Genomic DNA, 25177 nt, shown 5'->3' with positions numbered 1-25177 from the left:
TCATCGGTACCAACCGGCCGAGGTCTGCTTGAGCATCTGCCGATGTGACACCAATCACGTTGTCCGTCCCACAAACTTTGACATGAACACCAGTTCAAGTCAACCGTTCAAGACAACATTTCCAAGGCTTTTTTATCTCCAAACCACACTCTTTCTGGCAAGAGCAAAACCAAAGGAGGGTGAACGTTACGTTCGAAAATGAACCCACAGCTGCGCGTGGGCATTGGGGGTGTTATGCAGTCAACAGCCGGAAGCACGACTTTCGGGCGTGAACCGCGTCACGATCTGAGCAGCATAAGCAAGTGAACGCCATGTTCATTCAGCGACTCAGGCACGATTCCTGGTACCGGTTTCCGGCCCGCAACCACGAAAGCTTCGAGGGTGTCAGTCAGTCATCGCTTTTCCGTGCGGCCTGCTCTATTAGTTCTGTCAGCCATGGCCGGTGTTCACGATGGAACGCCACCCCTTCGGGCAGTCCCTGCACGGAGGGTTCGGAGCCCGTGATATCGATGGTGATCCGGCTCCCCGCCAGGGGCGCATTGGTGATGTGCAGGTCCCCATAGGATTTCGGGAGCGCCGGATCCATCCAGAATCCGCCGCGGGATATATGGGCGTCATACCGCATCAGGCTGGTGACCAACATGATTGGCGTGGTCGCTGCCCACGCCTGAGGAGAGCACGCGGTGGGATACGGCACGGGTTCGGCTACCTGGTCGCGGCCGAAGCCGCAGAACAGTTCGGGGAGCCGGCCCTCGGAGTAATCGGCGGCCTCAAATAGCGCGGTGGAGATCCGCTGTGCTTCTTCGACGAATCCGTAGCGCATCAGGCCCGCGGCGATGATTGCGTTGTCATGCGGCCAAACTGATCCGTTGTGGTAACTGGCCGGGTTGTAGGCGCCCATATCGCTTGAGAGGGTTCGCACGCCCCAGCCACTGAACATTTCGGGTGACATCAGCCGTTCGGCCACTTGGGGCGCCTTGTCCTCATCGATAATTCCGTGCCAGAGACATTGACCCATGTTGGACGCGCATGCGTCGACCTGCCGCTTGTTGGCGTCGAGGGCGACTGCGAAGTAGCCGCGGTCAGGCATCCAGAACTCGTCGTTGAACCTTTTCTTCAACCGCACCGCTTCTTCGGTGAGCCGGGCCGCCAACGCCGGATCGCCGCCGTCGTACGCCATCCACGCCCGGGACAAGAACGCGGAGTAGGTCAATGCCTGGACTTCGCACAGTGCGATGGGAGGCTCGGCCACGCGTCCGTCAGCGAAGTTTATCCCGTCCCAGGAGTCCTTCCAGCCCTGGTTGATAAGGCCCTGTTCGTTGAGTCGCTGATACTCGACGAACCCGTCGCCGTCCTTGTCACCGTAGTTCCTGATCCAATCCAGTGCCCGGTCTGCGTGGGGCAGCAGGGCGGCGATGGTGTCCTTGGCAAAGCCCCAGCGGCTCACCGATGCGAGGGTCATCACGAACTGTGGAGTCGCGTCGACACTGCCGTAGTAAACGGATTTTCCACCCAGGGAGAGCCCGCTGGAGACTCCCAGCCTGACTTCGTGCAGGATTTTGCCCGGTTCCTCCTCGCTCATCGGGTCCACTACGCTGCCTTGCCTGTCAGCCAGCGTCTGCAAGGTGCCGAGTGCAAGGGAGGGATCCACCGGCAGTGCCATTTCCGAGGCCCACAACGAGTCCCGGCCGAAGAGCGTCATGAACCACGGCGCTCCGGCGGCCACTACAACCCGCTCCGGATGGGCCGGATCCTCGATGCGAAGTGCGCCCAGATCGTCGTAGCTGCGGCGTAGGGTCCGTTCCATGGAGCGGTTGCCCATGTGCAGCCTGGGAATCTTCGCCACCCATTCCTGGCGGCGACGGTCACTCGGAGACATCTCACCGCCAGCCGGACGGACGAACGACGCCACGGGTCCAACGCCGTCGACGGTGGGCACCACTGTCAGCAGGGTACTCCAGTGGCCCCGCGCCGGGACCACAGCCCGGTACGTCAGCACCTCCGCACTGACGTCGGCACCGCTGGCGTTAACGACAATGCCCTTCCGGACGCCCTGCCAGTCGGCACGAATACTCAAGGAGTCGCCTTCCGGGTGGCGGGACTGTTCCCAGAGCCGCTGGACACGCGCCTCCTTGACCTCGAACAGGTCCGCGAAGTCCGATTCGACGTCGAGGGTGACCACGCAATCGGCCTCGTCCGACGAGTAGTTCCGAATGGTGATCTCCTCCAGGATCCCCGCGCCGACTTCCCGCAGCCGCTCCACGATCAGGGGGCTGTCCGCGTACCCGTCAGAGCGGGGAACACGCCCAATAAACAAAGCCCGATGAGGTTCCTTCTCTGAGGCGGTCAACGGCTCCAGGGCCTGCCCGTTGATGGACAGGTTCCAGCGCGACAGGATACGGGTGTCCTCGTGGAAAACCCCGTGAGGACGCTCAGGGTGGATGTCTCCGTTGGCGGAGGAAATGCAGAAAGATGAACCCTCCACCAAAGTAACCGTGCCGGACCCCACAGGCCCCGCAGCCGTGTCAGCATTCCAGCCAGCCATCCCCGCCTCCTATAACGGCTCAAGACCGGGCGGCGGCATGCGGCCCTGGGCCGAACCGTCGATCGCCGCCATACTCCGTTGGCAACGCTACGCCTCTGACGGCGCTTTGGTAATAAGCAGTGTGCCCGTCCGAAAATCGGGGCCGGGCCGGGCCCGTCTGATGCCCGCGGGCACGGGAAATGCCCCGCTGGACTGGCCGCGGGATTGACTCGGTAGATATGCTAAGCATACTGATGAATTTTTGGTTCCCTCATCAGCCCCGGTTCAACTCTCGAAGGAGACGTAATGAGCACGAAGGTCGAAAAACGCATTCTGGTGAATGTGCCGGTGAGCACCGCTTACAACCAGTGGACGCAGTTCGAAGAGTTTCCCCACTTCATGGGCGGGGTGAAAAGTGTAAAGCAAACCAGCGACGACCGGCTCGAATGGGTAGCCGAAATCGCTGGGGTACGCCGGCAGTGGACCGCCAAGATCCTGGAGCAGGTCCCCGACCGTAAGGTGGCATGGGCCGCCACGGAAGGCGCCACAAACGCCGGGGCAGTGGAATTCGAAGACGTCGGAGGCGGCCAGACCTCCATCCGGCTCTCCCTCGAATACGATCCCGAGGGCATCATCGAAAAAGTCGGCGACAAGCTCCACGTTGTTGACCGGCAGGCGGAAGCTGACCTCAACCGATTTAAGGAGTTCATTGAGGATGCGGGTTACGCCACAGGTGCCTGGCGTGAGTCAGTCCACGGGGGCGCTTCCGTAGGCACTCCCGGGGTGGAGGATGCGGCAGCCTCACGCGGAGATTCGGGCAAGGCGGGTATCTCCGGGAAGGTGGCTGCAGCCGCTGGTGTGGCTGCAGTTGCAGGCGCAGCTGCTGCAATGAGCGCCGGGAAAAAGGACACCTCAGAGACGCACGATGTCACCGTGACGCCGCCCGTCACACCGGTGGTAGTCGAGCCCGCACCGGTGCAGCCTGTTCCGGCCGATTCAGTTACCAGCACGACGGCGGCACCCGCCTCAGCGGCAGCGGCGGGAGCCAGTTCCGTACCAGGCGCAGCGGCTGTCGGCTCAGATCGCGCGCCGGGCCGGCCCTTCGACCAGACAAACGGCCTGGTGGATTTCGAGGGCGAGTCCGACGGAACGGCTGACGGTGAGATTCACAGCGCCGCCGAGCGCCGCGGGGATGACGAGCCGGGGACGATCCCTCCATTGGGAGGCAACGTCCAGCGCTGACCTTCCAGGCGGGTTGCCCGCCCGGGATTGGCAGCGAAAATCCGGGATTGGCAGCGAAAATGGCCCTGTCCCGCACTCCGGTGCGGGGCAGGGCCATTTTTACGTGTCGGAGGCTGATTGGTAGGAAGCCCCCGCGCGAGGTGAACTCCAGCGCAGGGGCTTCCAGGTTTCGTTGGGGGGCCGAAACCGAGATCAATCTACCGGCTCGGCGCGGGCGATTAGCCCGGCAACAGGGGGTTCGTGGAAATCTTGAGTGAACCTTGAGCCCGCCGCGCCCTGGCGGGAATTAGTGGTGGTGGCTGATGCCCAGCGGGCGGCCCCTCGTCTCCTTGGCCAGCAGCACACCGATGGCGGAGATGACGCAGAGGATCATGATGTAGATACCAATGGATCCGGTCCACTTGGTGCTCTGCAGCAGGGTCTCTGCGATGGTGGCCGCGAACGCCCCGCCGAGGATGGCACCGAAGGCGTACCCGATGGAGATGCCCGAGTAGCGCACGTTGGCGGGGAACATTTCGGCGTACATGGCGGACATCGGCCCGTACGAGAGGCCGAGCCCGATTGTCAGGACGAACAGTGCCACGCCGTAGAGGGTGATGTTCCGGGTGTCGATCAGGGCGAACATCGGGATCATCCACACAAACACGATTGCATAGCCGATCAGGAAGGTCTTGACCCTGCCGATCTTATCTGAGAGCCAGCCGCCCACCAGGGTGAAAATCAGCCAGCCAAAGGACGCCAGCGTGGTGGCGAGCAGGATTTCCGGCACCGGCATCTTCAGTGTCCGGGTGGCGTAGGAGATGAAGAAGGCGATCAGGAGATAACCGGCAGCGTTGTTGCCGATGAAGATCATGGTGGAGTACAGAACGGGCAGCTTGTGGTTCCGGATGAGCACACCGAGCGGCGCCTTGCTTTGTTCCTTCCGTGCGGTCATTTCCTTGAAGACCGGGCTCTCGGCAACGGCACGGCGGATCAGGTAGCCAACAACGATCAGCACGATGGACAGCAGGAACGGCACCCGCCAGCCCCAGGCCGCGAAGTCCTCTTTGGACATGTTGGAGTTAAGGACGAACAGCAGGCCGGTGGCAAGGATCATGCCCACCGGAACACCGATCTGCGGGTACGCACCGAAGAGGCCGCGCTTGCTCTTGGGCGCGTGCTCCACAGCCATCAGGGCCGCGCCGCCCCATTCACCGCCGGCAGAGAAGCCCTGGACGATCCGCAGGAGGATCAGCAGGACCGGAGCCCAGAAGCCAATCTGTGCGTAGGTGGGCAGCATGCCGATCAGCGCCGTGGCGGCACCCATCATAATCAGCGTGAAAACCAGCATGGCCTTGCGGCCGAGGCGGTCACCCAGGTGGCCGGCAACAATGGCGCCGAGCGGCCGGAACAGGAAGCTGATGCCGATCAGTGCGAAGGACAGGATCTGCGCCAGGCCCGGATTGGAGTCATTCAACGGCGCGAGGAACAGCGGCGACAGCAGCGTGCCGGTCAGCTGGGCAAAGATAAAGAAGTCGTACCACTCGATGGTGGTGCCCACGAGCGTCCCGGCAAGGACTTTTCGTTCCTCGTGCTTGCTGCTGGGGCCCATCTCGGAATCGACGCGTGAAGTTGCGGTCATTGGAACTCCATGGCTGGGGGCAGCAATGCTGCCCGGGATGATGTCAAGCTATTTACTGATCGAACGTTCAGTTACCGATGATAGTACTATGGATGTGGCCCGGAGCACATCCAAAACCTTCCGCAGGGGAAGAATTAGCGCGACGCCGTTCCCGTAAACACCGGTGAACGCTTTTCCTGGAAGGCGCGGAATCCCTCGGCGTAGTCTTCGCTCTTGCAGAGCCGCGCCTGCTCGGCATTTTCCTCTGCCATGGCGTCCCAGAGTCCCAGCCGCTGGTCGCGGATATGCGCCACCAGCTCCTTGCTCGCATTGAACGCCTCAGTGGCCCCCGAGGCCACGGTGGACACGATCTCCCGTGTGCCCGGCAGAAGTTCATCCGCAGGCATGGCCCGGCTGAACATCCCGCGCGCCACAGCCTCCGCGCCGGAGATGAGTTCGGCCGTGTAGATCAGGTCCAGCGTCCGGTGCATGCCCAGCCGCTCCGTGAAGTACCAGTGCCCGCCCGAATCCAGGGTGGCGCCGAGCTTGGCAAAGGGCGAACCGAACTTCGCATTCTCCGCCACGTACACCACGTCGGTGGCGAGCAGCAGGCCCAGCCCCACGCCGAGGCAGGCACCCTGGGCGGCCGCAAACGTCGGCGCCGGGAAAGCACTCATCTTTTTCAGCAAGGGCTGCACCAGACCGGCCAGGTAAGCCTCGGCGTCGTCACTCTCCGGCGTCACGTTCTGAATGTCACGCCCCGCGCAGAAGGCCCGGCCCTCACCCCTAAGGAGCAGCGCCCGCACCTCCCCGCGCGCGGCGGCGGCAGCGGCGTCGTCGTACGCCTGTGCTAAATCCGCCAGCGCCTGCTCGTCGAGCGAGTTCAGCTTGTGCGGCGCGTCCAGCACTACTTCGGCGACGTTGTTGCTGATGGAGAGGGAAATCATGGGGCTCCTTAAGTTAGTACTTAGACGTCGAAGTCGACGCTGACTTCCTTGCTGGTGGGGTGGCTCTGGCACGTCAGTACGTAGCCCTTGTCCAGTTCATCCTGTTCCAGGGCGTAGTTCTCATCCATGGTCACGCTGCCGGTAACAACCTTGGCGCGGCAGGTGCCGCACACTCCCCCGGCGCACGCGAACGGTACGTCCGGGCGCACCCGCAGCGCGGCGTTGAGGATGGACTCGCGGGCGTGCGTGGGGCTGGCCACTTCGCCCTGCAGGCCGTCGAGCTTGAACGTAATCTTGTACGTCTCCTTGGACTCGTCCACCAGCACGGGCCGGCCTGCGTTGCCTTCCGGGCGGTCCGGTTTGCCCGAGCTGAACAGCTCAAACCGGATGGTGTCCGGGCTGACGCCGCGCTCGGCCAGGGTGTCCCGGCACAGCTGCACCAGTTCGAAGGGCCCGCACAGGAACCACTCGTCCACATCATCGGCGTGGATGGCGGTGTCCAGCAGCTGCTGGAGCTTTTCGGAATCGATGCGGCCGCTGAGCAGCGGCGCAATCCGCTGCTCGCGGGACAGCACGTGGTGGATGGCGAGGCGCTGCGGGTATTTGTCCTTCAGATCCGCCAGTTCCTCCAGGAACATCACATCCATGGCGGCCTTGTTGGCGTAAATCAGGTCGAACCTGCTGTCCGGGTTGGCCGCCAGCAGCGTTCGGGCAATGGCAATCACCGGAGTAATGCCTGAGCCCGCGGCGATCGCCACGAAGCTGGCCTCCCCGGTCGCAGCGATTTCCCCGGCCAGTTCCTCGGGGTGGTTCATGGAGTTCATGCGGTTCTGCTCCACCGCTTTGCCGTCCCGGCCGTGCTTGGACACAAACGCGCCCATGGGACTCATAACATCCAGGGTGTCTCCCGCCTTCAGCTCGGCGTTGGCCCACGTGGAAAACAGCCCGCCGAGGTCCTTCTTGACGGCGACACGGATCTCGCTGCTGCCGTCCTCGAAGCTGCGCGGCTCGGCGCAGATGGAGTAGCTGCGGCGAACCTCATGCAGCTCACCGGTCTCGTCCGGCAGCTTGGTGCGAAGGGCCACGTACTGGCCGGGCAGGTAGTCGAACTGGCCGGTGAGGCCGGCCGGAACATGGAAGGAGACTTCAATGGCGTCTTCGGTGAGCCGGCGCACCTCCTTGACGGCGAGCGTGTGGAAGGAGGGACGACGGCGGCCGGTGGCCTGCGCCGTCTCGGCGGCGGTCTGGCGGACAACAGGCATGGGGTTTCCTTACAGGACTTTGAAGTAGTCGAACGGTTCCTTGCAGTCCTGGCACACGTAGAGCGCTTTGCAGGAGGTGGAACCGAAGCGGGTGAGTTCCTTGGTGTTCAGCGACGAGCACTGCGGGCATTTGACGGCCATTGTCAGGCGGATGGGTCCTGCGTGCCGGGCGGCATTGGACATCCCCGACGGCGGGGCGATCCCGTACTCCTGCAGCTTGGCCTTCCCGGCATCGGTCATCCAGTCGGTGGTCCACGCCGGGGCAAGGACCAGGTCCACGTCCACGCTGGCGTAGCCTTCCTTGGCGAAAGCGGCCTTCAGGTCGTCGCGGATGGCATCCATCGCGGGGCAGCCCGAGTAGGTGGGTGTAATGGTGACCCGCACTGCATCCTGCGTGACCTGGACGTCCCGCAGGATGCCCAGGTCCGCGATGGTGAGGACGGGGATTTCCGGATCGCAGACCGTGGCGGCAATGTCCCAGGCTTTCTGCCGTTGGTCGACCTGCCGGTCTGTACGTGTAGCCACGGCGGTCACCAGCTTGCCCCGGGATGCTCCCGGGCCAGCACCTGCATCTCCGCGAGGATGTAGCCCAGGTGCTCCGAGTGCTTGCCGCTCCTCCCGCCGCCGGGGGCGGCCGGAACGTCCGGAACGTCCAGTCCGGCTTCGGCGAGGATCTCACCGGTCAGGCGGTCAAACTCGGGGCGCAGGCTGGAAGGCTCGACGGCGGCGCCCGCCGCGGCGAGGCGGCCGGTCAGTTCGTCGTCGCGGAAGAGTTCCTCCACGTACGGCCACAGCATTTTCAGGCCGTGGATTATCCGGCGGCGGGATTCGTCCGTGCCGCCGGCAAGGCGGAGGATCCACTGGGCGCTGTGGTCCCGGTGGTAGTCCACTTCCTTCACGGCCTTGGCTGAGATGGCGGCCAGCGTGGCGTCGGTGGACTGGGTGAGCCTGCGGTACAGCTCGTACTGGTAGTAGCTCACCACGAACTGGCGGGCGATGGTGGCCGCGAAGTCGCCGTTGGGCTGCTCGAAGATCTGAATGGACCGGAACTCGGTTTCGCTGCGGAAGTACGCGAGCTCGTCCTCGGTCTTGTCCCAGGCGCCGCCGGCGTAGCTCAGGAAGCTGCGGGCGTGGCCCAGCTGGTCCAGGGCGATGTTTCCCAGGGCAATATCCTCCTCCAGCTCCGGTGCGCGGGAAATCCAGTGGCCCAGGCGCTGGGACAGGATCAGGGCGTCGTCCCCCAGGCGCAGCGCGAACTCGGCCGCGTCTTCGGTGGGTTTGGCCAGGCCGGTGCGGACCTCCAGGGCGATGTCCTCGGGGCGGAGGGCGTTGCCGGGGGTGATGCGGGTGGCGGAGGCGTTACTGTCGCCGCCGGCTACACCGGTGGAGATGTCACCGTGGCCGTGCGTCTCGGCTGCTTCGGTGTTCGTTGCGGGGGTGCTCACAGGTGCTTCACCCCTTCGCTCTTGGTGTAGTACGTGGCGTGCCGGTAGTCCTTGCCCTGGGGCGACTCGAAGAAGGAACCCTTGGAATCAGGATCGCTGGCTGCGATGGCGTCGGCCGGGACCACCCAGATGGAGACGCCCTCGTTACGGCGGGTGTAGAGGTCACGGGCATTGCGCAGGGCCATGGCGGCGTCCGGCGCGTGCAAGGAACCGGCGTGCACGTGGCTCAGGCCGCGGCTGGACCGGACGAAGACCTCCCATAGGCCCCACGCACGCGTAGGGGCCTGCGCCTCGACAGGCGCCGGGCTGACTTTTTCCGCACTGCGGTTGATTTCGGTGGCCGAGCTGGCCGGGACTTCCGGGTTGCCGTGGGGGCTCATGCTGCGTATTCCTTCGTCTCCATTGACTGCTTTGCCTGCTGTTTTGCCGCATATGCGGCGGCTGCCTCGCGGACCCAGGCGCCGTCGTCGTGCGCCTCCCGGCGGCGCTCAAGCCGCTGGGAGTTGCAGGGTCCCCGGCCGGCGAGGACCTCGTGGAACTCGTCCCAGTCCAGCGGCCCGTGCTCCCACTTCTTGGTTTCCTCGTTGAAGCGGACCTGGTCATCGGGGAGGGTGAGACCCAGGACCTTGACCTGCTCGGCCATCATGCCCACGAAGCGGTGACGGAGTTCATCGTTGCTGAAGCGCTTGATGTTCCAGGCCATGGACTGCTTGGAGTTGGGCGAATCGTCGTCCGGCGGGCCGAACATCATCAGGGCCGGGGCGTACCAGCGGTTGACGGCCTCCTGCGCCATCTGCTTCTGCTCGGGGGTGCCGTTGGCGAGTTCGAGCAGGATCTCGAAACCCTGGCGCTGGTGGAAGGACTCTTCCTTGCAGACCCGGACCATGGCGCGGCCGTATGGACCATAGGACGCCCGGCAGAGCGGCACCTGGTTGCAGATCGCGGCGCCGTCCACCATCCAGCCGATGGCACCCATGTCCGCCCAGGTGCGCGCCGGGTAGTTGAAGATGGACGAGTAGCGGGCCTTGCCGGCTATCAGCGCGTCCATCATCTCGTCGCGGGACTGGCCCAGCGTCTCGGCGGCTGAGTAGAGGTACAGGCCGTGGCCTGCCTCGTCCTGGACCTTGGCCATCAGGATGGCCTTGCGCTTAAGGCTGGGTGCGCGGGAAATCCAGTTGGCTTCCGGCTGCATCCCGATGATCTCCGAGTGCGCGTGCTGGGAGATCTGGCGCAGCAGGGTCTTGCGGTAGGCCGCCGGCATCCAGTCCTTCGGCTCGATCCGCGAATCGTCGGCGATTACGCGGTCAAAGTTTGCCTGGCCCTCGGCGTCACGCCGGGCAGCCGCATCCAGTTCTTCCGGGGACAGTTCAGCGGTCACTGACTGCAGATTCTGCACTGCCATGGTTGCTCCTCTAGCAAAGGCCTTCGAAAGGCGCTCAATTATTTACCGACCGTTCGTTCAGTATATGGGCCGATGGTGATGCGGGCAAGTGACGCGGGCTTTTTTGTTCAGCCCTTTTCCACGAGCGTGAGGACGTCGTAGGTGGCCACGATCTCGTCCTTCTGGTTGGTCAGTACCGCGTCCCAGGCAACTTCGCCGTACTCGTCTGTTTCGCGCGGGGTGATTTTCTTGGCCGTCAGGGTGACGCGGATGGAATCGCCGGCGGCCACGGGCGTGATGAAGCGAAGGTTCTCAAGCCCGTAGTTGGCAAGGACCGGACCCGGCGCCGGCTCCACGAACAGCCCCGCGCCCCAGGCCAGGAGCAGGTAGCCGTGCGCCACGATGCCCGGGAAGAATGGGTTGGCTTCGGCCGCTTCCTGGTTGGTGTGGGCGTAGAACGTGTCCCCGGTGGAGTTGGCGAACTTGGTGATTTCCTCCAAGGTCACCTCGCGCAGCTCCGAGCGGATGGCGTCGCCGATGTGGAGGGTCGACAGCGACTTCCGGAACGGGTGCGTGCCCTCGGTGTCCGCCGTGAAGTTCCGGTCAGCACCGGTATGCCACACCCCGGTGACTGCGGTGAGCATGTTGGGTGAGCCCTGGATGGCGGTGCGCTGCATGTGGTGCATGACCGAGCGGATGCCGCCCAGTTCCTCGCCGCCGCCGGCCCGGCCGGGGCCGCCGTGGACCAGGTGCGGGACCGGGGAGCCGTGGCCTGTGGAGCTGCGGGCATCCTCGCGGTTGAGCATCAGGACACGGCCGTGGTGGGCTGCGATCCCGGTGACCAGTTCCCGTGCGACGGCCGGATCATTGGTGCAGACGGTGGCAACCAGGGAGCCGCCACCCCGGGCGGCGAGGCGGACGGCGTCGGGAAGGTCCTTATAGCCGATCACCGACGCGACGGGACCGAACGCCTCCAGCGAGTGGATCGCCTCCGCTTCCGGGTCATTCCAGCCCAGGACAACGGGTGACATAAAGGCGCCCTCCGCCACCACGCCGGTGGTTCCGTCCGCAGCGGTGACCGACGGCGAATCCAGCGTTCCGTACGCAAGCTCACCGCCGGCGTCGATCATGGACTGCACCGCCGCACGCACATCGGCGAGCTGCTCGACGGACGCCAGGGCACCCATGGTGACACCCTCGGCGCGCGGGTCACCGAGGACAACACGCTCCTGGATGCGCTTACCGACGGCGGCAATCACCGCCGGAACCAGCCCCTCCGGAACGATGGCGCGCCGGATGGACGTGCACTTCTGCCCCGCCTTAACTGTCATCTCCGTGACCACGGACTTGATAAAGGCATCAAATTCCGGCGTACCCTCCACCGCGTCCGTGCCCAGGATCGCGGCATTGAGGGAGTCCGTTTCCGAGGTGAACCGGACGCCGCCTTCCACCACGTTGCGGTGCGACTTCAGGGTCAGGGCGGTGGAGGCGGAACCGGTGAACGCCACCAGGTCGCGGTAGTCCAGGACGTCCAGCAGGCCGCGTACAGAGCCGGAGATCAGCTGCAGCGAGCCCGCGGGCAGGATGTTGGATTCGATGATCGCCTTCACCACGGCCGCGGCCACGTACCCGGTGGGGGTGGCGGGCTTGACGATGGTGGGCACCCCGGCGATAAAGGCGGGGGCGAGCTTCTCCAGCATGCCCCAGACCGGGAAGTTGAATGCGTTGATCTGGACGGCGACGCCCGGGATGCGGGTGTAGATGTGTTCGCCTGCGAACGAGCCGTCCTTGGACAGCACCTCCATGGGGCCGTCCACCACCACCTGGGAGTTGGGGAGTTCGCGCCGGCCCTTGGAGCCGAAGGTGAACAGCACGCCGATGCCGCCGTCGATGTCGATCATCGAGTCGACCTTGGTGGCGCCGGTCTGGGCGGAGAAGGTGTAGAAGTGCTCGCGGCGGGCGTTCAGGTACTGCGCCAGCTCCTTGAGCTTGAGCGCGCGCTGGTGAAAGGTCAGCTTGCCCAGCTCCGCCTGGCCGGTGGTGCGGCCGTACTCCACGACGGCGGCCAGGTCCAGGCCGTCGGCGCTTACCTTGGCCAGGACTTCCCCGGTGCTCGCATCGCGGACAGGGACGGCGGAAGCTGCCGAACCGGCATCAGGCGTCCACCAGGAATCCTGCACGAAGCTGGGGACGGTCTCGACGGTATTGACTGCGGCTTCAGCCGTTGCGGTGGTGGTCATCGTTGACAGGTCCTTCCAAAACGGGGACAAACGGTACACCAGATCATTACTGACCGGCCGTTCGGTAATATACCTACAGTACATGAATGCGCTGTGCTGCACACTGGAAGTTCGATCGCCGCCGCCTACCAAGGAGAGTCCATGAACACCCCATCCCAGAAGAGCTCAGACGCAGCCCCCGAACTGAACGAACACACCCCCTGGAAGATCACCCTGGGCGAGCTCGACGAGAAGATGGGCGTGAAGATCATCGAGGAATCGATGCAGCGCGTTGTGGCCACCATGCCCGTGGAGGGGAACAGGCAGTCATTCGGACTGCTGCACGGCGGGGCCTCCCTGGCCGTCGGTGAGGCCGTGGGTTCCTGGGCCGCGGTGATCCACGCCAGCACGTTGGGGAAAACCGCGGTGGGCGTAGACGTGTCCGCCACCCACCACCGCTCAGCCCGCGAGGGACTGATCACCATCACCGCCACCCCCATCCATCTCGGCGGGACGCTGACCACCCACGAAGTCCTGATCACCAACGAGGCAGGCCAGCGGCTCTGCACCCTCCGCATCACCAACCTGCTGATGAAGCGGAAGCACTAGGCCAGAAAGCCTGCAGGCCGCCCCACTCTTGACACCGGCACCCCATGTGGGATTACCTAATGAACATTCGGTAAATAAAGCTGGAGGCAATGACGCATGACTGAAGCAGCCCTCTCCGGGGTCACCCATCCGATCCTGGAAAACGACTACGCCTCCGAATGGATGGGCATCAAAGTCCTCGCCGTCAGCGATGGCCATGCCACCATCCGCATGACCCTTCGGCAGGAAATGCTCAACGGGTTCGGCATGGCCCACGGCGGAATGATCTTCGCATTCGCCGATACCGCATTTGCCCTCGCCTGCAACCCTGTGCACCCGGGACCCGGTGACACGGACAGCATCACCGTGGCTGCCGGCGTGGACATCAACTTCCTCAAACCTGCCTACCGCGGCCAAGTGGTCACGGCGGTGGCTGACCGCCGCTCCAGCGCAGGACGCAGTGGACTGTATGACATCCAAATTTTCGCCGCAGATCCCGTGCAAACCGGCTCTTCGCCCGATTCCCCGCTTGGCGCCGGCCAGCCGGGTGAACTCATCGCCGAGTTCCGCGGCCGCAGCCGCACCATCCCCAAGAAGTAGGAAACCATGAGCCTCCACGTCCCCGAAACGCCCACCTCCCAGTCCACCGAAGCCGGCACCGATGCCGTGCTGGACCCTGAGGAAACCATGTCCCGCAACGAGCTCGAGGCCCTCCAGCTGGGCCGCCTGCAGCACACCGTGGCCTACGCCTATGACCGCGTCCCGCTGTACAAGCGCAAATTCGACGACGCCGGCATCCACCCCAATGACCTGCGCGAACTCAGCGACCTGGGCAACTTCCCCTTCACCACCAAGGATGACCTGCGCGAGGAATACCCGTTCGGCATGTTCGCCGTCCCGCAGGCAGAAGTAGCCCGCGTGCACGCCAGCTCCGGCACCACCGGCCGGCCCACCGTCGTCGGGTACACCAAAAAGGACCTGGCCGACTGGGCAAAGCTGGTTGCCCGTTCGCTGCGCGCCTCCGGCGTCCGCCCCGGCATGAAGGTCCACAACGCCTACGGCTACGGTCTGTTCACCGGCGGCCTGGGCGCCCACGCCGGCGCCGAAGCACTCGGCTGCACCGTCATCCCCATTTCCGGCGGCCAGACCGAACGCCAGATCCAGCTCATCCAGGACTTCAAGCCGGACGCCATCCTGGCCACCCCCACGTACCTGCTCACCATCGCCGATGCGATGGCGCACATGGGCATCGACCCGACGTCGACCTCCCTGAAGTACGCCGTCCTGGGTGCCGAGCCGTGGACCGAGGAGATGCGGCACGAGCTCGAGGTCACAATGAACATCAAGGCCTGCGACATCTATGGCCTGTCAGAAGTGATGGGCCCGGGCGTCGCCGGCGAGGCCGTGGAAACCCAGGACGGCAGCCACATCTGGGAGGACCACTTCCGCCCTGAGATCATCGACGCCTTCAACCCCGAGGTGGGCAAAGAGAATGTGCTGCGCGACGGCGAACACGGCGAACTGGTGTTCACGTCCCTGACCAAGGAAGCGCTGCCGATCATCCGGTACCGCACCAAGGACCTCACCCGCCTGCTCCCGGGCACCGCCCGCCCCGGGCACCGCCGGATGGGCCGCATCACCGGGCGCAGTGACGACATGATCATCCTCCGCGGCGTGAACGTCTTCCCGTCCCAGATCGAGGAGATCGCGCTCCGCATCCCGGAGTTGAGCCCGCACTTCCAGCTCGAACTCACCCGTCCGGAGGGCCAGCGGATGGACCAGATGACCGTCAAGATCGAACGCCGTGAGACCGTCTCGTTTGAACAAAGCACGACGGCGGCGCGCACCCTGCAGGAGCAGATCAAGATCCACGTGGGTTCTTCGTGCCGGGTGGACGTTGTGGAGCCCGGCTCCCTTGAGCGGTCCAACGGCAAGCTGCGCCGGATCTACGACATGCGGCCACAGCAGTAAAAGGTTCAGGCGGCGCAGCCTGACCGACCGTTCGTGAGAAACTAGGCACCATGCCCAGCACCACCGAAACCGCCAGTACCACCGCCACCAAGCGCGGCCGCCCCGGCTACGACCAGCAGTCTGTGCTGCTCATCGCCGTCGACGTGTTCAACCGGCACGGCTATGACGCCACGTCCATGGGCATCCTGGCCGAGAACCTGGGCATCTCCAAGTCGGCCATCTACCACCACGTGCCCTCCAAGGGCGACCTCCTCAAGCTGGCGCTGGATCACGCCCTGGGCGGCCTCGAAGCCATCCTGGAACAGCCCGAGGCCACCTCCGGCCCGGCCGATTCCCGGCTCGAGTTCGTGCTGCGGCAGACCGTGGCCGTGCTTGTGGAGCGCCTGCCGTTCGTCACGCTCCTCCTGCGCCTGCGCGGCAACACCGAAATTGAGCGTGACGCCCTCGAACGCCGCCGCACCTTCGATCACGAGGTGGCGGCGCTCATCTCTGCTGCCCGCGACGAAGGATCACTGCGCCAGGACATCGATCCGCGCACCGTGACCCGCCTGCTGTTCGGCACCATCAACTCGATCGTGGAATGGTACAAACCCGGCGGATCGCTCTCCCCCGAAAAACTGGCCGACGACGTCATCACCATCGCTTTCGACGGGCTTCACGCACCGCACTAACAGTTGACCTCCACGGCTGGGCATGCAATCTTTATAGAACGAACGGTCGGTAACTAATTCGAGTCCGGCCCCGGTTGCGGTGTAAAGGATCTGTTCTTATGGTTGAGGCTTTTCTTGTTGGCGGCGTCCGGACGCCGGTTGGCCGTTACGGCGGCGCGCTGTCCTCTGTCCGCCCGGATGACCTGGCCGCGCTGGTGGTCCGTGAGGCCGTCTCCCGCGCCGGGCTGGATCCGGACAGCATCGAGGAGGTTATCCTCGGCAACGCCAACGGCGCCGGCGAGGAAAACCGCAACGTGGCCCGGATGGCCACCCTGCTGGCGGGACTCCCCCTCCACATCCCCGGGATCACGGTCAACCGGCTCTGCGCGTCCGGTCTGAGCGCCATCATCCAGGCAAGCCACATGATCAAGTCCGGCGCTGCGGACGTTGTGATCGCCGGCGGCGTGGAATCCATGAGCCGCGCGCCGTGGGTCCAGGAAAAGCCCGTCACCGCCTTTGCCAAGCCCGGCCAGATCTTTGATACCTCCATCGGCTGGCGGTTCGCCAACCCGAAGTTCCAAAAGGGTGACCTGGCGCGCGACGGCAAGATGACCTACTCCATGCCCGAAACCGCGGAAGAACTGGCCCGCGTGGACAGCATCTCCCGCGAGGACGCCGACGCCTTCGCGGTCCGGTCCCATGAGCGGTCCCTCGCCGCCATCGCCGGGGGCCGGTTCACGGACGAAATCGTTCCGGTGACGGTCAGGACCCGCAAGGCCGAAACCGTGGTGGACACCGATGAGGGCCCCCGGGCCGGCACCACCATGGACGTGCTCGCCGGCCTGCGCCCCGTCATCCCGGGCGGCTCAGTGGTCACCGCCGGCAACTCCTCCACCCTGAACGACGGCGCCTCCGCAATCATCATCGCGTCCGAAGCTGCCATCGAACGGCTGGGCCTGACTCCCCGCGCCCGCATCATCGACGGCGCCTCGGCCGGCTGCGAACCGGAAATCATGGGCATCGGGCCCGTCCCCGCCACGCAGAAGATCCTCAAGCGGAGCGGGCTCAGCGTCGGCGACCTGGGCGCCGTCGAACTCAACGAAGCGTTCGCCACGCAGTCCCTCGCGTGCATGCGCCGGCTGGGCCTGGATCCGGAGATTGTGAATAACGACGGCGGCGCCATCAGTTTGGGGCACCCGCTTGGTTCCAGCGGATCGCGGATCGCCATCACCCTGCTGGGCAGGATGGAGCGCGAGGACGCGAAGATCGGCCTCGCCACCATGTGCATCGGCGTGGGCCAGGGCACGGCCATGCTGCTGGAGCGCGTCTAGTGGCGGCCGCGGATCTCGCGTCCGGACAGTTCAGCACCCTCCTGGTGGAAGAACGGGAGGACCGGGTGGTGGTTCTCCTCAACCGCCCGGAGGTCCGGAACGCCATTGACCAGCAGATGGTCGATGAACTGCACCTGGTCTGTGCTGCGCTGGAGCAGAATCCCAAGGTCCTGATCATCGCGGGCGTGGATGGTGTGTTTGCCTCCGGGGCGGACATCGCCCAGCTCCGTGAGCGCCGCCGGGATGACGCGCTGCAAGGCATCAATTCAACCATCTTCGTCCGGATCGCCAAGCTGCCCATGCCGGTCATCGCAGCCTTGGACGGCTACTGCCTGGGCGGCGGCGCCGAACTTGCCTACGCTGCGGACTTCCGGATCGGCACGCCCAGCGTGCGGATCGGCAACCCCGAGACCGGGCTGGGCATCCTTGCCGCCGCAGGTGCAAGCTGGCGACTGAAGGAACTGGTGGGCGAACCGCTGGCCAAGCAGATCCTGCTCGCCGGTCTGGTGCTCCGGGCAGAGGACGCGCTGGCCGCAAACCTCATCACCGAAATCCACGAGGCCCCTGAGCTGATGGACGCCGCCCACAACCTCGCGGACCGGATCGGCCGCCAGGACCCGCTGGCCGTACGGATCACCAAGTCGGTGTTCCATGCCCCGGCCGAGGCGCATCCCCTGATTGATCAGCTGGCGCAGGGAATCCTGTTTGAATCCCAGGCCAAGTTCGACCGCATGCAGGCGTTCCTGGACAAGAAGAAAACGGACAAGACAGAGAAGAAGAAGCCATGAAAAACCCGAACCTCCCCTCCACCGTCGGCGTCCTCGGCGGTGGCCGCATGGGTGCGGGAATCGCCCACGCCTTCCTGCTCAACGGGGCCAACGTGCTGGTGGTGGAGCGTGATGAAGAGTCCGCCGAAGCCGCCCGCGAACGCGTGGAATCCGCCGCCGCCAAGAGCATCGAACGCGGCGCCACCGATGCCAACCTGGATGAGATGGTGTCCCGGCTCGCGGTCACGGTGGATTACGACGACTTCAAGGACCGCCAGCTGGTTGTGGAGGCTGTCCCCGAAGACTGGGACCTGAAGGTCACCGCGCTCCGGGGCATCGAAGCGCGGCTGGCCGAGGACGCCTTCCTGGCCTCCAACACGTCGTCCCTGTCCGTCAACGGGTTGGCCCGTGAGCTGAAGCGGCCGCAGAACTTCCTGGGCCTGCACTTCTTCAATCCCGTCCCCGCGTCCACCCTCATCGAAGTGGTACTTGGCGAACAAACCTCCCCGGACGCAGCCGCCGCAGCGAAAAAGTGGGTGGAGGCACTCGGCAAGACCGCCGTCGTCGTTAATGACGCCCCCGGCTTTGCCTCTTCGCGCCTGGGCGTGGCCATCGCCCTGGAAGCGATGCGCATGGTGGAGGAAGGCGTCGCCTCGGCTGAGGACATCGACAACGCCATGGTCCTTGGCTACAAGCACCCCACCGGCCCGCTGCGGACCACTGACATCGTGGGTCTGGATGTCCGGCTCGGCATTGCCGAATACCTGCAGTCCACGCTCGGGGACCGCTTCGCCCCGCCGCAGATCCTCAAGGACAAGGTGGCCCGCGGCGAGCTCGGCCGGAAGTCAGGCAAGGGCTTCTTCGACTGGTCCTAACCTCGCCTCCGCCATGCTGAGCACCTACGTCGCGGGCCGAAGCGACGTGATCATCCGCTTGATGTCCTGGTACTCCGCGGTCCCGAGGTACAACTTGACCTGCTCCATATATGGCAGGGACTCGGCACCCGGTATCACGTTGTTGTACGGGTGGAAGAACGCCCCGAACATTGCAGCGGTGGGCGGCCAGGTGAAGAAATGGAACATGGCGCAGGCTGAGTCTCCGGCGGGCAACTGACTGGTCTGGATGCCGTAGGCCGCTGCCGGGGTGTCGTCCGGACCCGGCACGTCGTCATTCCCGCGGGTCTCGAAGATAAACCGGGGCGTCGTGCCGTTGTGCGTCAGCGCCGGCAGCTCCTGTGATTCCAGCACCGAATACGGATAGCGCTCCATGCACGTAGACCCCGTGGCCATGTTCGTCCGGAGCGTGGCCAGCGTCTTGCCTGCCTGGTTGGTGACCTCCGCGAAGGCGCCCCCGCCCAGCGGCAGTTCCCCGGCAGGATCCCTGACGCTCCACGTCGCGGGGAGGTCGAAGGTCAGCGCACCGTCCGCCGTGGTGAAACTTGTCCACGCCGCCGACGCCTGCGCGGTTGCGGTAGCTGTGGGTGTTCCGTCGGCTGTGGGCGCCGGGGTTGCCGTTGCCGTTGGCGTGGCGGCCGCGGACGTGGCTGCTGTTGCCGTTGGTGTGACCGGCGCCGGCGGTCCCGCTTCCGGACCGCAGCCGGTGAGCAGCAACGCAGACAGAAGAACCGTGGGAAATGCCGCGCGTGGTGCGGCGGGACTACGCATCACACCCTCCTTTGGGCCTGACTTTGGTCCTTAAATTGTCCGGGCGCCCGGCGCGAAAAGATCCGCGGACGCGTGCATTGGCACCGAACTGTTGCAAGGTGTAACAAATGGGCTGTGCCGCCGGGCTTTCAGCCTTCGTCAGCAGCCTCCGGGTCCTCCTCCGGCTCGAACGTGTTGGGCTCATGGGTGGCGCCCAGGCCCACGCCGTCGCTCCCGGTGGGGATCCCGCCGTCGCGCTTTTCCGCTCCGTCAGCAGCGGCATCCTTCGGCTCGTCGTCAGGCAGGGATTCAGGTGAGTTGATGCTCATGTCTCCTCCTAGATGTGGGGGAATCACGCTACCAAGCGGGCCAACAAGAATGAACACTTGACGGAAAAGTTCCCTGCGTGACCGGATTCCCAAAAATTTGATGCGATCTTGAGCGAACCCTTCGCAACCCATGCAGTTTGCGGTTCACTCTGGACTTATTAACAGAAAGACGGCGGGGAAGGCAGTTCAATGGGGAACGAATCAGCTCTCGACGAGGTAGTTGCGGTGGGAGGAGTGATCACTGATCACCATCCGCTCGACTTCTACAGCTTGGGGCTGGCCGGTTGTATTGACCGGCTGACAGGCCCTCTCCGCCAACAAGGGACGGCAGTCCGCTGGGATACTCCGCACTGGGGCATCGAGATCCCGGCTGACTGCGCGTCCCTCCTGTACCAGTCGGCCCGCGAAGCGCTGAGCAACGCTTTCAAGTACTCAGAGGCCTCCGAACTTACCGTCCAGCTTGCCGCCCTGGGTCACGGCGTGCGCCTGGTGGTGTCCGACGACGGAACGGGCTTTGACAGCCATCTGGCCTTCAGCGGGCGGCACCACGGGTACGGGCTGCGGCTCATGTCCGTTGCCGTGCACGAGGCCGGCGGCACCGTCGAGGTCTGTTCCACGCCAGGGAAGGGCACCACCGTCACGGTGACCCTCCCCTTGGACTGAGCCTGTGGGTTTGGGACGGGTGGCTTACCGTGAAAGCTTGTCAGGGTCCGGTTCCGGATCGCCGATGTGGCCCGGCGCATTGGCCGCCAGCACGCGCTGGACGAACGCGCTGTATTCCTCCATGTAGTGCCGGAGGAACTTGGCCGTCGATTCATCCTGGATTTCGCCGTCTGCCCCGAAAACCTCGGGCTTGAACTGGATGTAGACCTCGGGGGCATTGAGCTGCGGCGCGTCCAGGAAGCTCAAAACACTGCGCATGGAGGACTGCATCACCGCCGTGCCGATGCTGCCCGGCGAGGCCCCGATGATGCCGGTCGGCTTGCGGGCGAAAGAGTTGGTGCCCCAGGGCCGCGATGCCCAGTCGATGGCGTTCTTGAGTGCTCCCGGAATGGAGCGGTTGTATTCGGGGGACACAAACAGGATGCCGTCCGAAGCCTCGATGGCTTCCTTGAGGGCACGTCCCGCCGGCGGAAAATCGGCGTCGTAATCGTAGCTGTAGAGCGGCAGGTCCTTGATGGGGATCTCAGTGAATTCCAGCTCATCCGGGGCGAGCTTGATCAGCGCCTGCGAGAGTGTGCGGTTGATGGAGCCTGAAGCCAGGCTGCCCACGAAATATCCGATCCTGTACGTTGCCATGCGAGTTCCTTCCCACAGCCGGCGGGCCGGCTGGCCGGTAAGTTTTGGCCGGTGAAGCGGCACAGTGCCCCCTCAGTCCAGCACATAACCCCTGCCGCAGCCATAGCTGTGCCGGGGTTATTGACACCCCGGTGCGGGAGGGGCTGAATGAGGGATATCCCGCTAGCCACAACACACCAAAGGGAGCATCAGCGATGAAGGACAAACCAGCAGCACCGCAGCGGATCCACAGCGAAGCCCCGGCCGAAGGGGACGAGGCAGCGGACCCCACGGACATCCGCATGCACTCGCAGGAACCCGCCGAAGGCGCCGATCCGGACGACGATTAGCGCTGCACTGTAACCCTCTGGAAACTGGTCCGCGGCGGCGATACCGTAAGCATACTGACCATATTGATCGTGGCCAGCAGCCCGTTCCAGTCGAAGGAGACGCCATGAGCGGCAAAGTGCAGAAGAGGATTGTGGTGGACGTGCCGGTCAGCACGGCCTACCAGCAGTGGACGCAGTTCGAAGATTTCCCGCATTTTATGGACGGCGTGGAAAGCGTCACCCGGCTCGGCGATAACCGGCTGAAGTGGGTGGCACGCATTGCCGGCGTGCGCCGGGAGTGGGAAGCAACCATATTGGAACACGTCCCGGACCGGAGGGTGGCGTGGGCTTCCACCGGAGGTGCCACCAACTCCGGCGCCGTGGAATTTACCGACGCCGGCGGGAACAGGACCGAGGTGGCCCTCACCCTGGAATACCTGCCGGAGGGCATGCTTGAAAAAATAGGCGAACTTCTCCACGTGGTGGGCCGCCAGGCCGATCACGACCTCAGGAAATTCAAGACCTTCATCGAACACCAGGGCCACGCCTCGGGGGCATGGCGTCAGCCTGCCTCCAGTACCGCTGAGAGTCTGACGGGCGATGCACCGCAGGAGTACAACCGGTTCGCGCATCCGTTCGACCAGACCGGCGGCCTGGTGGACCTTGAGGGCGAATCGGATGGATCGGCAGAGGGCGAGTACTACAGCAGGGGTGAGCGGCGGGCCCGCAGGATGTCCGACGGCGGCGACTATCCGCCGCCGGGTGGCACCCTGTTCGACCGCTAATCCAGACAGCTAGCCGCGGCTAATCCCAGGCCGGTACCAGCACCACCTCGTACTGCGCGGCCGTTGTGTCCATGAATTTTGCGTTCACAGCGGCCAGCGTGCTGCCGTGCCGTGTGTTGCTGAAGAGGGCAGCGGTGGTGGGAACTTTGAAGTTTCCGTTGGTGATCACCTTCCTGAGCTCTCCGGAGGACAGATCGTCAGCCAGCCGGATGCGGCTGATCTGGTTCTTGAAGTTCTGCACCGCCCAGAGCTGGTTGCCGCGGACCACGATCCCGTCAACATTGGGCACATCCACTCCGGCAATCTCCGCACTCCCGCCTGTCTCCGGGTCAACGGTGAAGAGCCTGCCGAAGCCGGAGTGGGCAACGATCAGCACATCGCCGTCCCGGGCAGCAGCTATGCCGTTGATATTGAAGGCTCCGGGCAGCGCCGCAGCCGGGCCGTTCAGCGTCAGCTTCTGCATGTCGCCCAGCCTGCCGTGCCTGCCCACGGGGATGAAGTAGAGCTCCCCGGCGGCCGAATTGGTGAACCAGGCGCCGTCCCGGGTGAGGGCAACATCGTTGATGAAGCCGGAAGCCAGCATAAAGTCCTTGACCGGCTCACCGGATTCGGTGTCGTAGACGTAGGCTTTGCCGGTGGAGCCGCCGGCCACAAACAGCAGGTCATTCCGGATGTCTGCCTTCATACCGACGGCCATCCGCGGCGTTGCATCAAAATCGGAAACGTCAATGTAGAGCTCCGCGTGGCCGCCCCGGAGGTCGCCGCGGTAGATGTCACCGAGCATCAGGTCACCGGCGTAGAAGGTTGTTCCCCGGCCGGCGGCTATCCCTTCAGCGGATGTTGCTCCCTCGAGCACAATGACTGAGTCCCCGGGCGGCGTGGCTAACGCCGGGCTGGCAGGAGCCAGCAGCCCCATAAGTGCGAAGAACACAATGGCGGTACGGCGTTGTACTCTTCCTGAATTCCGGATTGTGCGGGCCATTTTGCTTTCCTTGAATCGGCTGATCCGCACAGGCCAACATGCGGCAGGCCCGCACGGTTGTCCTGCCAGTTTATGCACCCCGCGCCAGGGCCCGCCAGAGTCGAAAACCCCCTCTCTGGCGCGGTCATACTCGGGCCGCCGGGGCCGCGGGAAAGGCGCCGTGCCGCGCATTCTGCTTACAATCGAATCCTCAACCGCCTACTGAGGGACCCATGAAGAAACTCGCCACCGCCCTGATTGCCGCCGGCCTTGTGCTGACCGCATCGGCATGCACCGTGCCCACCAAACTTTCCAACGCCCAAACCTGCGAGCGCGTGCAGGTTGTCCTCTCGGACCCCGCGAACAACGCCGGCAAGACGGGCCTGGTGCGCCTCGCCAACCAGATCCGGCCCATTGAAGCAGTGGCGTCGGACGATCTCAAGCCTGCGCTCGGATCCTTCATCGAGTACGCCGACGAAGCCTCCAAGGAGACGCCGGACGAGGGCAAGCTCGGAGACATGCAGGCCAACAACCAGGCGGCCAGCACGGCGCTGTCCACTTACTGCCAGTAAGCACCCAGAGGAACCGTACGTATGGCGGCAAGCTGGCCGCCATACGTGCGGTTTTGGTTTGCAGCAAGCCCCTTACCGCGCCACTGATCCTGTGAAATGTGCCTCACCGCGGGACGATCGCGCCCGCTCCGCCGTTTAACAGTCGGTTCAACAATCGGCGGGAGGAGGCCACGTGCTCATTGTTCTGACCGGAATCGACGGCTCGGGCAAATCCAGGGCCGCCCACGCCTTGGTCTCCGCGGCCCGCGCAGAGGGCAAAAAGGCGCTGCTGCTCAACAACCATGCCGGCCGGCGCAGCATGTCCGTGCTGGGCGAACGGCTTGGGATCCGCTGGCCGCTCCGGCTGGGCGAGGCCGTGGAAACCACCCTCCGCGTCATTAACGTCCTGGTTTCCCACGCGAAGGCCAGCCGCTTCGACGGCCTGGTGGTGATGGACCGGCACCTGTACTGCCAGCTCGCCCTGCGCACTGCGAAAGGCCTGCCTCGCGGCCGCCTGCTCCCCTGGCTGTTGTCCCGGCTGCCGGCACCGGACGCGGTGGTGCACCTGGAGATCGAGCCCGCACTGGCCCACCGGCGCATCATGGCGCGCGGCACTGACGCCGAGACTCTGGCCGACCTTTCAGCCTTCCGGGACGCCTACCGCTCCATGCCCGAGTACGGGGCCTTCCTGGAGGTCGACGGCGGCCGTCCGCCGGCAGAGGTGCTGGCTGCGCTGAAGAACATCATGCGCGAGATGATTCTGCGCGCGGCGGATCCCGCGTCTGCCTGAGCCCGCTTGGATCTCAGGGTCACGAGATCTGAGCCGGGTCACCGGATCTGAGCCCGCTTAGATCAGCGCGTGCAGGCCCCTGCTCCGCGGCCGGCCGAAGGACGCCGCCCCGAGGAACTCGATGGCGACGAACGGCTCGGAGCCCACCACCCACTCATCGTGCCCGGGAGGCAGCGCATAGGTGTCATGGGCGCGGATAGTGGACCTCACGCCGTCGGACGTTTGAATCTCCAGCGAGCCGGAGACACAGTAGCCCAGATGGTTGTGCTCGCAGAAATCCGTCAGTTCCGTAGGCTTGGCGGACTCGGACCACCGCCAGCCGGGGGCGAGGATCAAGCGGACCACGGAGTAATCGTCGACGGTGACGAGATCGAACTCGGCCTTATCAGGGCATCTCTTTTTGTCCGGGACGTCCAGGGACTTAACGGCCAGGGCTCTGATAAAATTTGCGGTCATTAGGACACAGCCTAGGAAATGATTCGCGGGCGTATGAGGGCAGGGACCACACGGTCAGGTGTGGCTAAGGGCGGGCGACGAGCGTACTGCAGAGACCATTTCTGAGTATCTTTAACCGTATCCATGCC

The 25177-nt window shown here is 64.7% G+C and carries 27 protein-coding genes; 13 read left to right on the top strand and 14 right to left on the bottom strand.

What is annotated here, in order from left to right:
- Window positions 1-388: 388 nt before the first annotated feature.
- Entirely contained in the window at window positions 389-2545 is a 2157-nt protein-coding gene (locus GUV69_RS17070; RefSeq protein WP_164204594.1) for an amylo-alpha-1,6-glucosidase, read from the bottom strand.
- 285 nt (window positions 2546-2830) lie between these two features.
- On the opposite strand from GUV69_RS17070, the gene GUV69_RS17065 reads away from it, so the two are divergent.
- Window positions 2831-3766 (top strand): SRPBCC family protein, encoded by a 936-nt coding sequence (locus GUV69_RS17065; protein ID WP_164204592.1) that lies wholly within the window; start codon window positions 2831-2833, stop codon window positions 3764-3766.
- Window positions 3767-4052: 286 nt separating this feature from the next.
- On the opposite strand, the gene GUV69_RS17060 is transcribed toward GUV69_RS17065, so the two are convergent.
- From GUV69_RS17060 to paaZ, 8 genes are all read right to left on the bottom strand, one after another.
- Window positions 4053-5387, bottom strand: coding sequence for an MFS transporter (locus tag GUV69_RS17060; protein ID WP_164204590.1), 1335 nt, complete (start codon window positions 5385-5387; stop codon window positions 4053-4055).
- Between the two features lie 134 nt (window positions 5388-5521).
- The gene (locus tag GUV69_RS17055; RefSeq protein WP_164204588.1) at window positions 5522-6313 is read right to left on the bottom strand and encodes an enoyl-CoA hydratase/isomerase family protein; all 792 of its coding nucleotides are present in this window, start codon (window positions 6311-6313) and stop codon (window positions 5522-5524) included.
- Window positions 6314-6333: 20 nt separating this feature from the next.
- The gene (gene paaE, locus GUV69_RS17050) at window positions 6334-7575 is read right to left on the bottom strand and encodes a 1,2-phenylacetyl-CoA epoxidase subunit PaaE (RefSeq protein ID WP_164204586.1); all 1242 of its coding nucleotides are present in this window, start codon (window positions 7573-7575) and stop codon (window positions 6334-6336) included.
- A gap of 9 nt (window positions 7576-7584) precedes the next feature.
- Entirely contained in the window at window positions 7585-8109 is a 525-nt protein-coding gene (gene paaD, locus GUV69_RS17045; protein WP_370590702.1) for a 1,2-phenylacetyl-CoA epoxidase subunit PaaD, read from the bottom strand.
- On the bottom strand, window positions 8106-9020 hold the full coding sequence (gene paaC, locus GUV69_RS17040; protein ID WP_164204584.1) for a 1,2-phenylacetyl-CoA epoxidase subunit PaaC: 915 nt from the start codon (window positions 9018-9020) through the stop codon (window positions 8106-8108). The genes paaD and paaC overlap by 4 nt, the downstream gene beginning before the upstream one ends.
- On the bottom strand, window positions 9017-9400 hold the full coding sequence (paaB, locus tag GUV69_RS17035; protein ID WP_164204582.1) for a 1,2-phenylacetyl-CoA epoxidase subunit PaaB: 384 nt from the start codon (window positions 9398-9400) through the stop codon (window positions 9017-9019). The genes paaC and paaB overlap by 4 nt, the downstream gene beginning before the upstream one ends.
- On the bottom strand, window positions 9397-10422 hold the full coding sequence (paaA, locus tag GUV69_RS17030; RefSeq protein WP_164204580.1) for a 1,2-phenylacetyl-CoA epoxidase subunit PaaA: 1026 nt from the start codon (window positions 10420-10422) through the stop codon (window positions 9397-9399). The genes paaB and paaA overlap by 4 nt, the downstream gene beginning before the upstream one ends.
- Window positions 10423-10529: 107 nt before the next feature.
- Window positions 10530-12641 (bottom strand): phenylacetic acid degradation bifunctional protein PaaZ, encoded by a 2112-nt coding sequence (paaZ, locus tag GUV69_RS17025; protein WP_164204577.1) that lies wholly within the window; start codon window positions 12639-12641, stop codon window positions 10530-10532.
- A gap of 141 nt (window positions 12642-12782) precedes the next feature.
- Here paaZ and GUV69_RS17020 point away from each other — a divergent pair, with 141 nt between their 5' ends.
- The 7 genes from GUV69_RS17020 to GUV69_RS16990 all read left to right on the top strand — a co-directional run bounded on the left by GUV69_RS17020 (window position 12783) and on the right by GUV69_RS16990 (window position 18802).
- Window positions 12783-13229, top strand: coding sequence for a PaaI family thioesterase (locus GUV69_RS17020; protein WP_164204575.1), 447 nt, complete (start codon window positions 12783-12785; stop codon window positions 13227-13229).
- Between the two features lie 96 nt (window positions 13230-13325).
- Window positions 13326-13808, top strand: coding sequence for a hotdog fold thioesterase (locus tag GUV69_RS17015; RefSeq protein WP_164204573.1), 483 nt, complete (start codon window positions 13326-13328; stop codon window positions 13806-13808).
- Window positions 13809-13814: 6 nt separating this feature from the next.
- Window positions 13815-15179, top strand: coding sequence for a phenylacetate--CoA ligase PaaK (gene paaK, locus GUV69_RS17010; protein WP_164204571.1), 1365 nt, complete (start codon window positions 13815-13817; stop codon window positions 15177-15179).
- Window positions 15180-15229: 50 nt separating this feature from the next.
- Entirely contained in the window at window positions 15230-15850 is a 621-nt protein-coding gene (locus GUV69_RS17005; protein ID WP_164204568.1) for a TetR/AcrR family transcriptional regulator, read from the top strand.
- Between the two features lie 98 nt (window positions 15851-15948).
- Window positions 15949-17160: a thiolase family protein gene (locus tag GUV69_RS17000; protein ID WP_164204566.1), complete on the top strand. Its 1212-nt coding sequence runs from the start codon at window positions 15949-15951 to the stop codon at window positions 17158-17160.
- Complete coding sequence (locus tag GUV69_RS16995; RefSeq protein ID WP_164204564.1) at window positions 17160-17948, top strand: enoyl-CoA hydratase/isomerase family protein; 789 nt, start codon at window positions 17160-17162, stop codon at window positions 17946-17948. The genes GUV69_RS17000 and GUV69_RS16995 overlap by 1 nt, the downstream gene beginning before the upstream one ends.
- The gene (locus GUV69_RS16990) at window positions 17945-18802 is read left to right on the top strand and encodes a 3-hydroxyacyl-CoA dehydrogenase family protein (protein ID WP_164204562.1); all 858 of its coding nucleotides are present in this window, start codon (window positions 17945-17947) and stop codon (window positions 18800-18802) included. Before GUV69_RS16995 ends, GUV69_RS16990 begins: the two co-directional genes overlap by 4 nt.
- Before the next feature lie 24 nt (window positions 18803-18826).
- Here GUV69_RS16990 and GUV69_RS16985 read toward each other — a convergent pair whose 3' ends face one another.
- Window positions 18827-19591, bottom strand: a complete 765-nt coding sequence (locus GUV69_RS16985) for a hypothetical protein (RefSeq protein WP_164204560.1) — start codon at window positions 19589-19591, stop codon at window positions 18827-18829.
- 128 nt (window positions 19592-19719) lie between these two features.
- The gene (locus tag GUV69_RS16980; protein WP_164204558.1) at window positions 19720-19899 is read right to left on the bottom strand and encodes a hypothetical protein; all 180 of its coding nucleotides are present in this window, start codon (window positions 19897-19899) and stop codon (window positions 19720-19722) included.
- 189 nt (window positions 19900-20088) lie between these two features.
- On the opposite strand from GUV69_RS16980, the gene GUV69_RS16975 reads away from it, so the two are divergent.
- The gene (locus tag GUV69_RS16975) at window positions 20089-20562 is read left to right on the top strand and encodes a sensor histidine kinase (protein ID WP_164204556.1); all 474 of its coding nucleotides are present in this window, start codon (window positions 20089-20091) and stop codon (window positions 20560-20562) included.
- 24 nt (window positions 20563-20586) lie between these two features.
- Here the strand turns inward: GUV69_RS16975 and GUV69_RS16970 are convergent, their stop codons facing one another.
- Window positions 20587-21198 carry an NADPH-dependent FMN reductase gene (locus GUV69_RS16970; RefSeq protein ID WP_164204554.1) on the bottom strand — a complete coding sequence of 204 codons (612 nt, stop codon included), beginning with the start codon at window positions 21196-21198 and terminating at the stop codon, window positions 20587-20589.
- A gap of 194 nt (window positions 21199-21392) precedes the next feature.
- Between GUV69_RS16970 and GUV69_RS23450 the strand changes: the two genes are divergently transcribed.
- Window positions 21393-21527 (top strand): hypothetical protein, encoded by a 135-nt coding sequence (locus tag GUV69_RS23450; RefSeq protein WP_255527066.1) that lies wholly within the window; start codon window positions 21393-21395, stop codon window positions 21525-21527.
- A 104-nt stretch (window positions 21528-21631) separates the two neighbouring features.
- Complete coding sequence (locus GUV69_RS16965) at window positions 21632-22291, top strand: SRPBCC family protein (protein WP_164204552.1); 660 nt, start codon at window positions 21632-21634, stop codon at window positions 22289-22291.
- Between the two features lie 19 nt (window positions 22292-22310).
- Here the strand turns inward: GUV69_RS16965 and GUV69_RS16960 are convergent, their stop codons facing one another.
- Window positions 22311-23273 carry an SMP-30/gluconolactonase/LRE family protein gene (locus GUV69_RS16960; RefSeq protein WP_167525099.1) on the bottom strand — a complete coding sequence of 321 codons (963 nt, stop codon included), beginning with the start codon at window positions 23271-23273 and terminating at the stop codon, window positions 22311-22313.
- A 212-nt stretch (window positions 23274-23485) separates the two neighbouring features.
- Between GUV69_RS16960 and GUV69_RS16955 the strand changes: the two genes are divergently transcribed.
- Window positions 23486-23824, top strand: coding sequence for a hypothetical protein (locus tag GUV69_RS16955; protein WP_164204550.1), 339 nt, complete (start codon window positions 23486-23488; stop codon window positions 23822-23824).
- A gap of 172 nt (window positions 23825-23996) precedes the next feature.
- On the top strand, window positions 23997-24593 hold the full coding sequence (locus GUV69_RS16950) for a dTMP kinase (protein ID WP_164204548.1): 597 nt from the start codon (window positions 23997-23999) through the stop codon (window positions 24591-24593).
- Window positions 24594-24650: 57 nt separating this feature from the next.
- Here GUV69_RS16950 and GUV69_RS16945 read toward each other — a convergent pair whose 3' ends face one another.
- Complete coding sequence (locus GUV69_RS16945; protein WP_164204546.1) at window positions 24651-25049, bottom strand: cupin domain-containing protein; 399 nt, start codon at window positions 25047-25049, stop codon at window positions 24651-24653.
- Between the last annotated feature and the right edge of the window lie 128 nt (window positions 25050-25177).

This window comes from [Micrococcus luteus] ATCC 49442, assembly GCF_010367585.1.
GTDB classification, from domain to species: Bacteria; Actinomycetota; Actinomycetes; order Actinomycetales; family Micrococcaceae; genus Arthrobacter; species Arthrobacter luteus_A.
The sequence above is the reverse complement of the archived record's forward strand: the minus strand, read 5'-3'. Positions and strand labels throughout refer to the sequence as shown.

Bases quoted from the DNA above. Each gene is read 5' to 3' on its own strand.
- GUV69_RS17070 (WP_164204594.1), bottom strand. From the start codon at position 2,545: ATGGCTGGCTGGAATGCTGACACGGCTGCGGGGCCTGTGGGGTCCGGC.
- GUV69_RS17065 (WP_164204592.1), top strand. From the start codon at position 2,831: ATGAGCACGAAGGTCGAAAAACGCATTCTGGTGAATGTGCCGGTGAGC.
- GUV69_RS17060 (WP_164204590.1), bottom strand. From the start codon at position 5,387: ATGACCGCAACTTCACGCGTCGATTCCGAGATGGGCCCCAGCAGCAAG.
- GUV69_RS17055 (WP_164204588.1), bottom strand. From the start codon at position 6,313: ATGATTTCCCTCTCCATCAGCAACAACGTCGCCGAAGTAGTGCTGGAC.
- paaE (WP_164204586.1), bottom strand. From the start codon at position 7,575: ATGCCTGTTGTCCGCCAGACCGCCGCCGAGACGGCGCAGGCCACCGGC.
- paaB (WP_164204582.1), bottom strand. From the start codon at position 9,400: ATGAGCCCCCACGGCAACCCGGAAGTCCCGGCCAGCTCGGCCACCGAA.
- paaA (WP_164204580.1), bottom strand. From the start codon at position 10,422: ATGGCAGTGCAGAATCTGCAGTCAGTGACCGCTGAACTGTCCCCGGAA.
- paaZ (WP_164204577.1), bottom strand. From the start codon at position 12,641: ATGACCACCACCGCAACGGCTGAAGCCGCAGTCAATACCGTCGAGACC.
- GUV69_RS17020 (WP_164204575.1), top strand. From the start codon at position 12,783: ATGAACACCCCATCCCAGAAGAGCTCAGACGCAGCCCCCGAACTGAAC.
- GUV69_RS17015 (WP_164204573.1), top strand. From the start codon at position 13,326: ATGACTGAAGCAGCCCTCTCCGGGGTCACCCATCCGATCCTGGAAAAC.
- paaK (WP_164204571.1), top strand. From the start codon at position 13,815: ATGAGCCTCCACGTCCCCGAAACGCCCACCTCCCAGTCCACCGAAGCC.
- GUV69_RS17005 (WP_164204568.1), top strand. From the start codon at position 15,230: ATGCCCAGCACCACCGAAACCGCCAGTACCACCGCCACCAAGCGCGGC.
- GUV69_RS17000 (WP_164204566.1), top strand. From the start codon at position 15,949: ATGGTTGAGGCTTTTCTTGTTGGCGGCGTCCGGACGCCGGTTGGCCGT.
- GUV69_RS16990 (WP_164204562.1), top strand. From the start codon at position 17,945: ATGAAAAACCCGAACCTCCCCTCCACCGTCGGCGTCCTCGGCGGTGGC.
- GUV69_RS16985 (WP_164204560.1), bottom strand. From the start codon at position 19,591: ATGCGTAGTCCCGCCGCACCACGCGCGGCATTTCCCACGGTTCTTCTG.
- GUV69_RS16980 (WP_164204558.1), bottom strand. From the start codon at position 19,899: ATGAGCATCAACTCACCTGAATCCCTGCCTGACGACGAGCCGAAGGAT.
- GUV69_RS16975 (WP_164204556.1), top strand. From the start codon at position 20,089: ATGGGGAACGAATCAGCTCTCGACGAGGTAGTTGCGGTGGGAGGAGTG.
- GUV69_RS16970 (WP_164204554.1), bottom strand. From the start codon at position 21,198: ATGGCAACGTACAGGATCGGATATTTCGTGGGCAGCCTGGCTTCAGGC.
- GUV69_RS23450 (WP_255527066.1), top strand. From the start codon at position 21,393: ATGAAGGACAAACCAGCAGCACCGCAGCGGATCCACAGCGAAGCCCCG.
- GUV69_RS16965 (WP_164204552.1), top strand. From the start codon at position 21,632: ATGAGCGGCAAAGTGCAGAAGAGGATTGTGGTGGACGTGCCGGTCAGC.
- GUV69_RS16960 (WP_167525099.1), bottom strand. From the start codon at position 23,273: ATGGCCCGCACAATCCGGAATTCAGGAAGAGTACAACGCCGTACCGCC.
- GUV69_RS16955 (WP_164204550.1), top strand. From the start codon at position 23,486: ATGAAGAAACTCGCCACCGCCCTGATTGCCGCCGGCCTTGTGCTGACC.
- GUV69_RS16945 (WP_164204546.1), bottom strand. From the start codon at position 25,049: ATGACCGCAAATTTTATCAGAGCCCTGGCCGTTAAGTCCCTGGACGTC.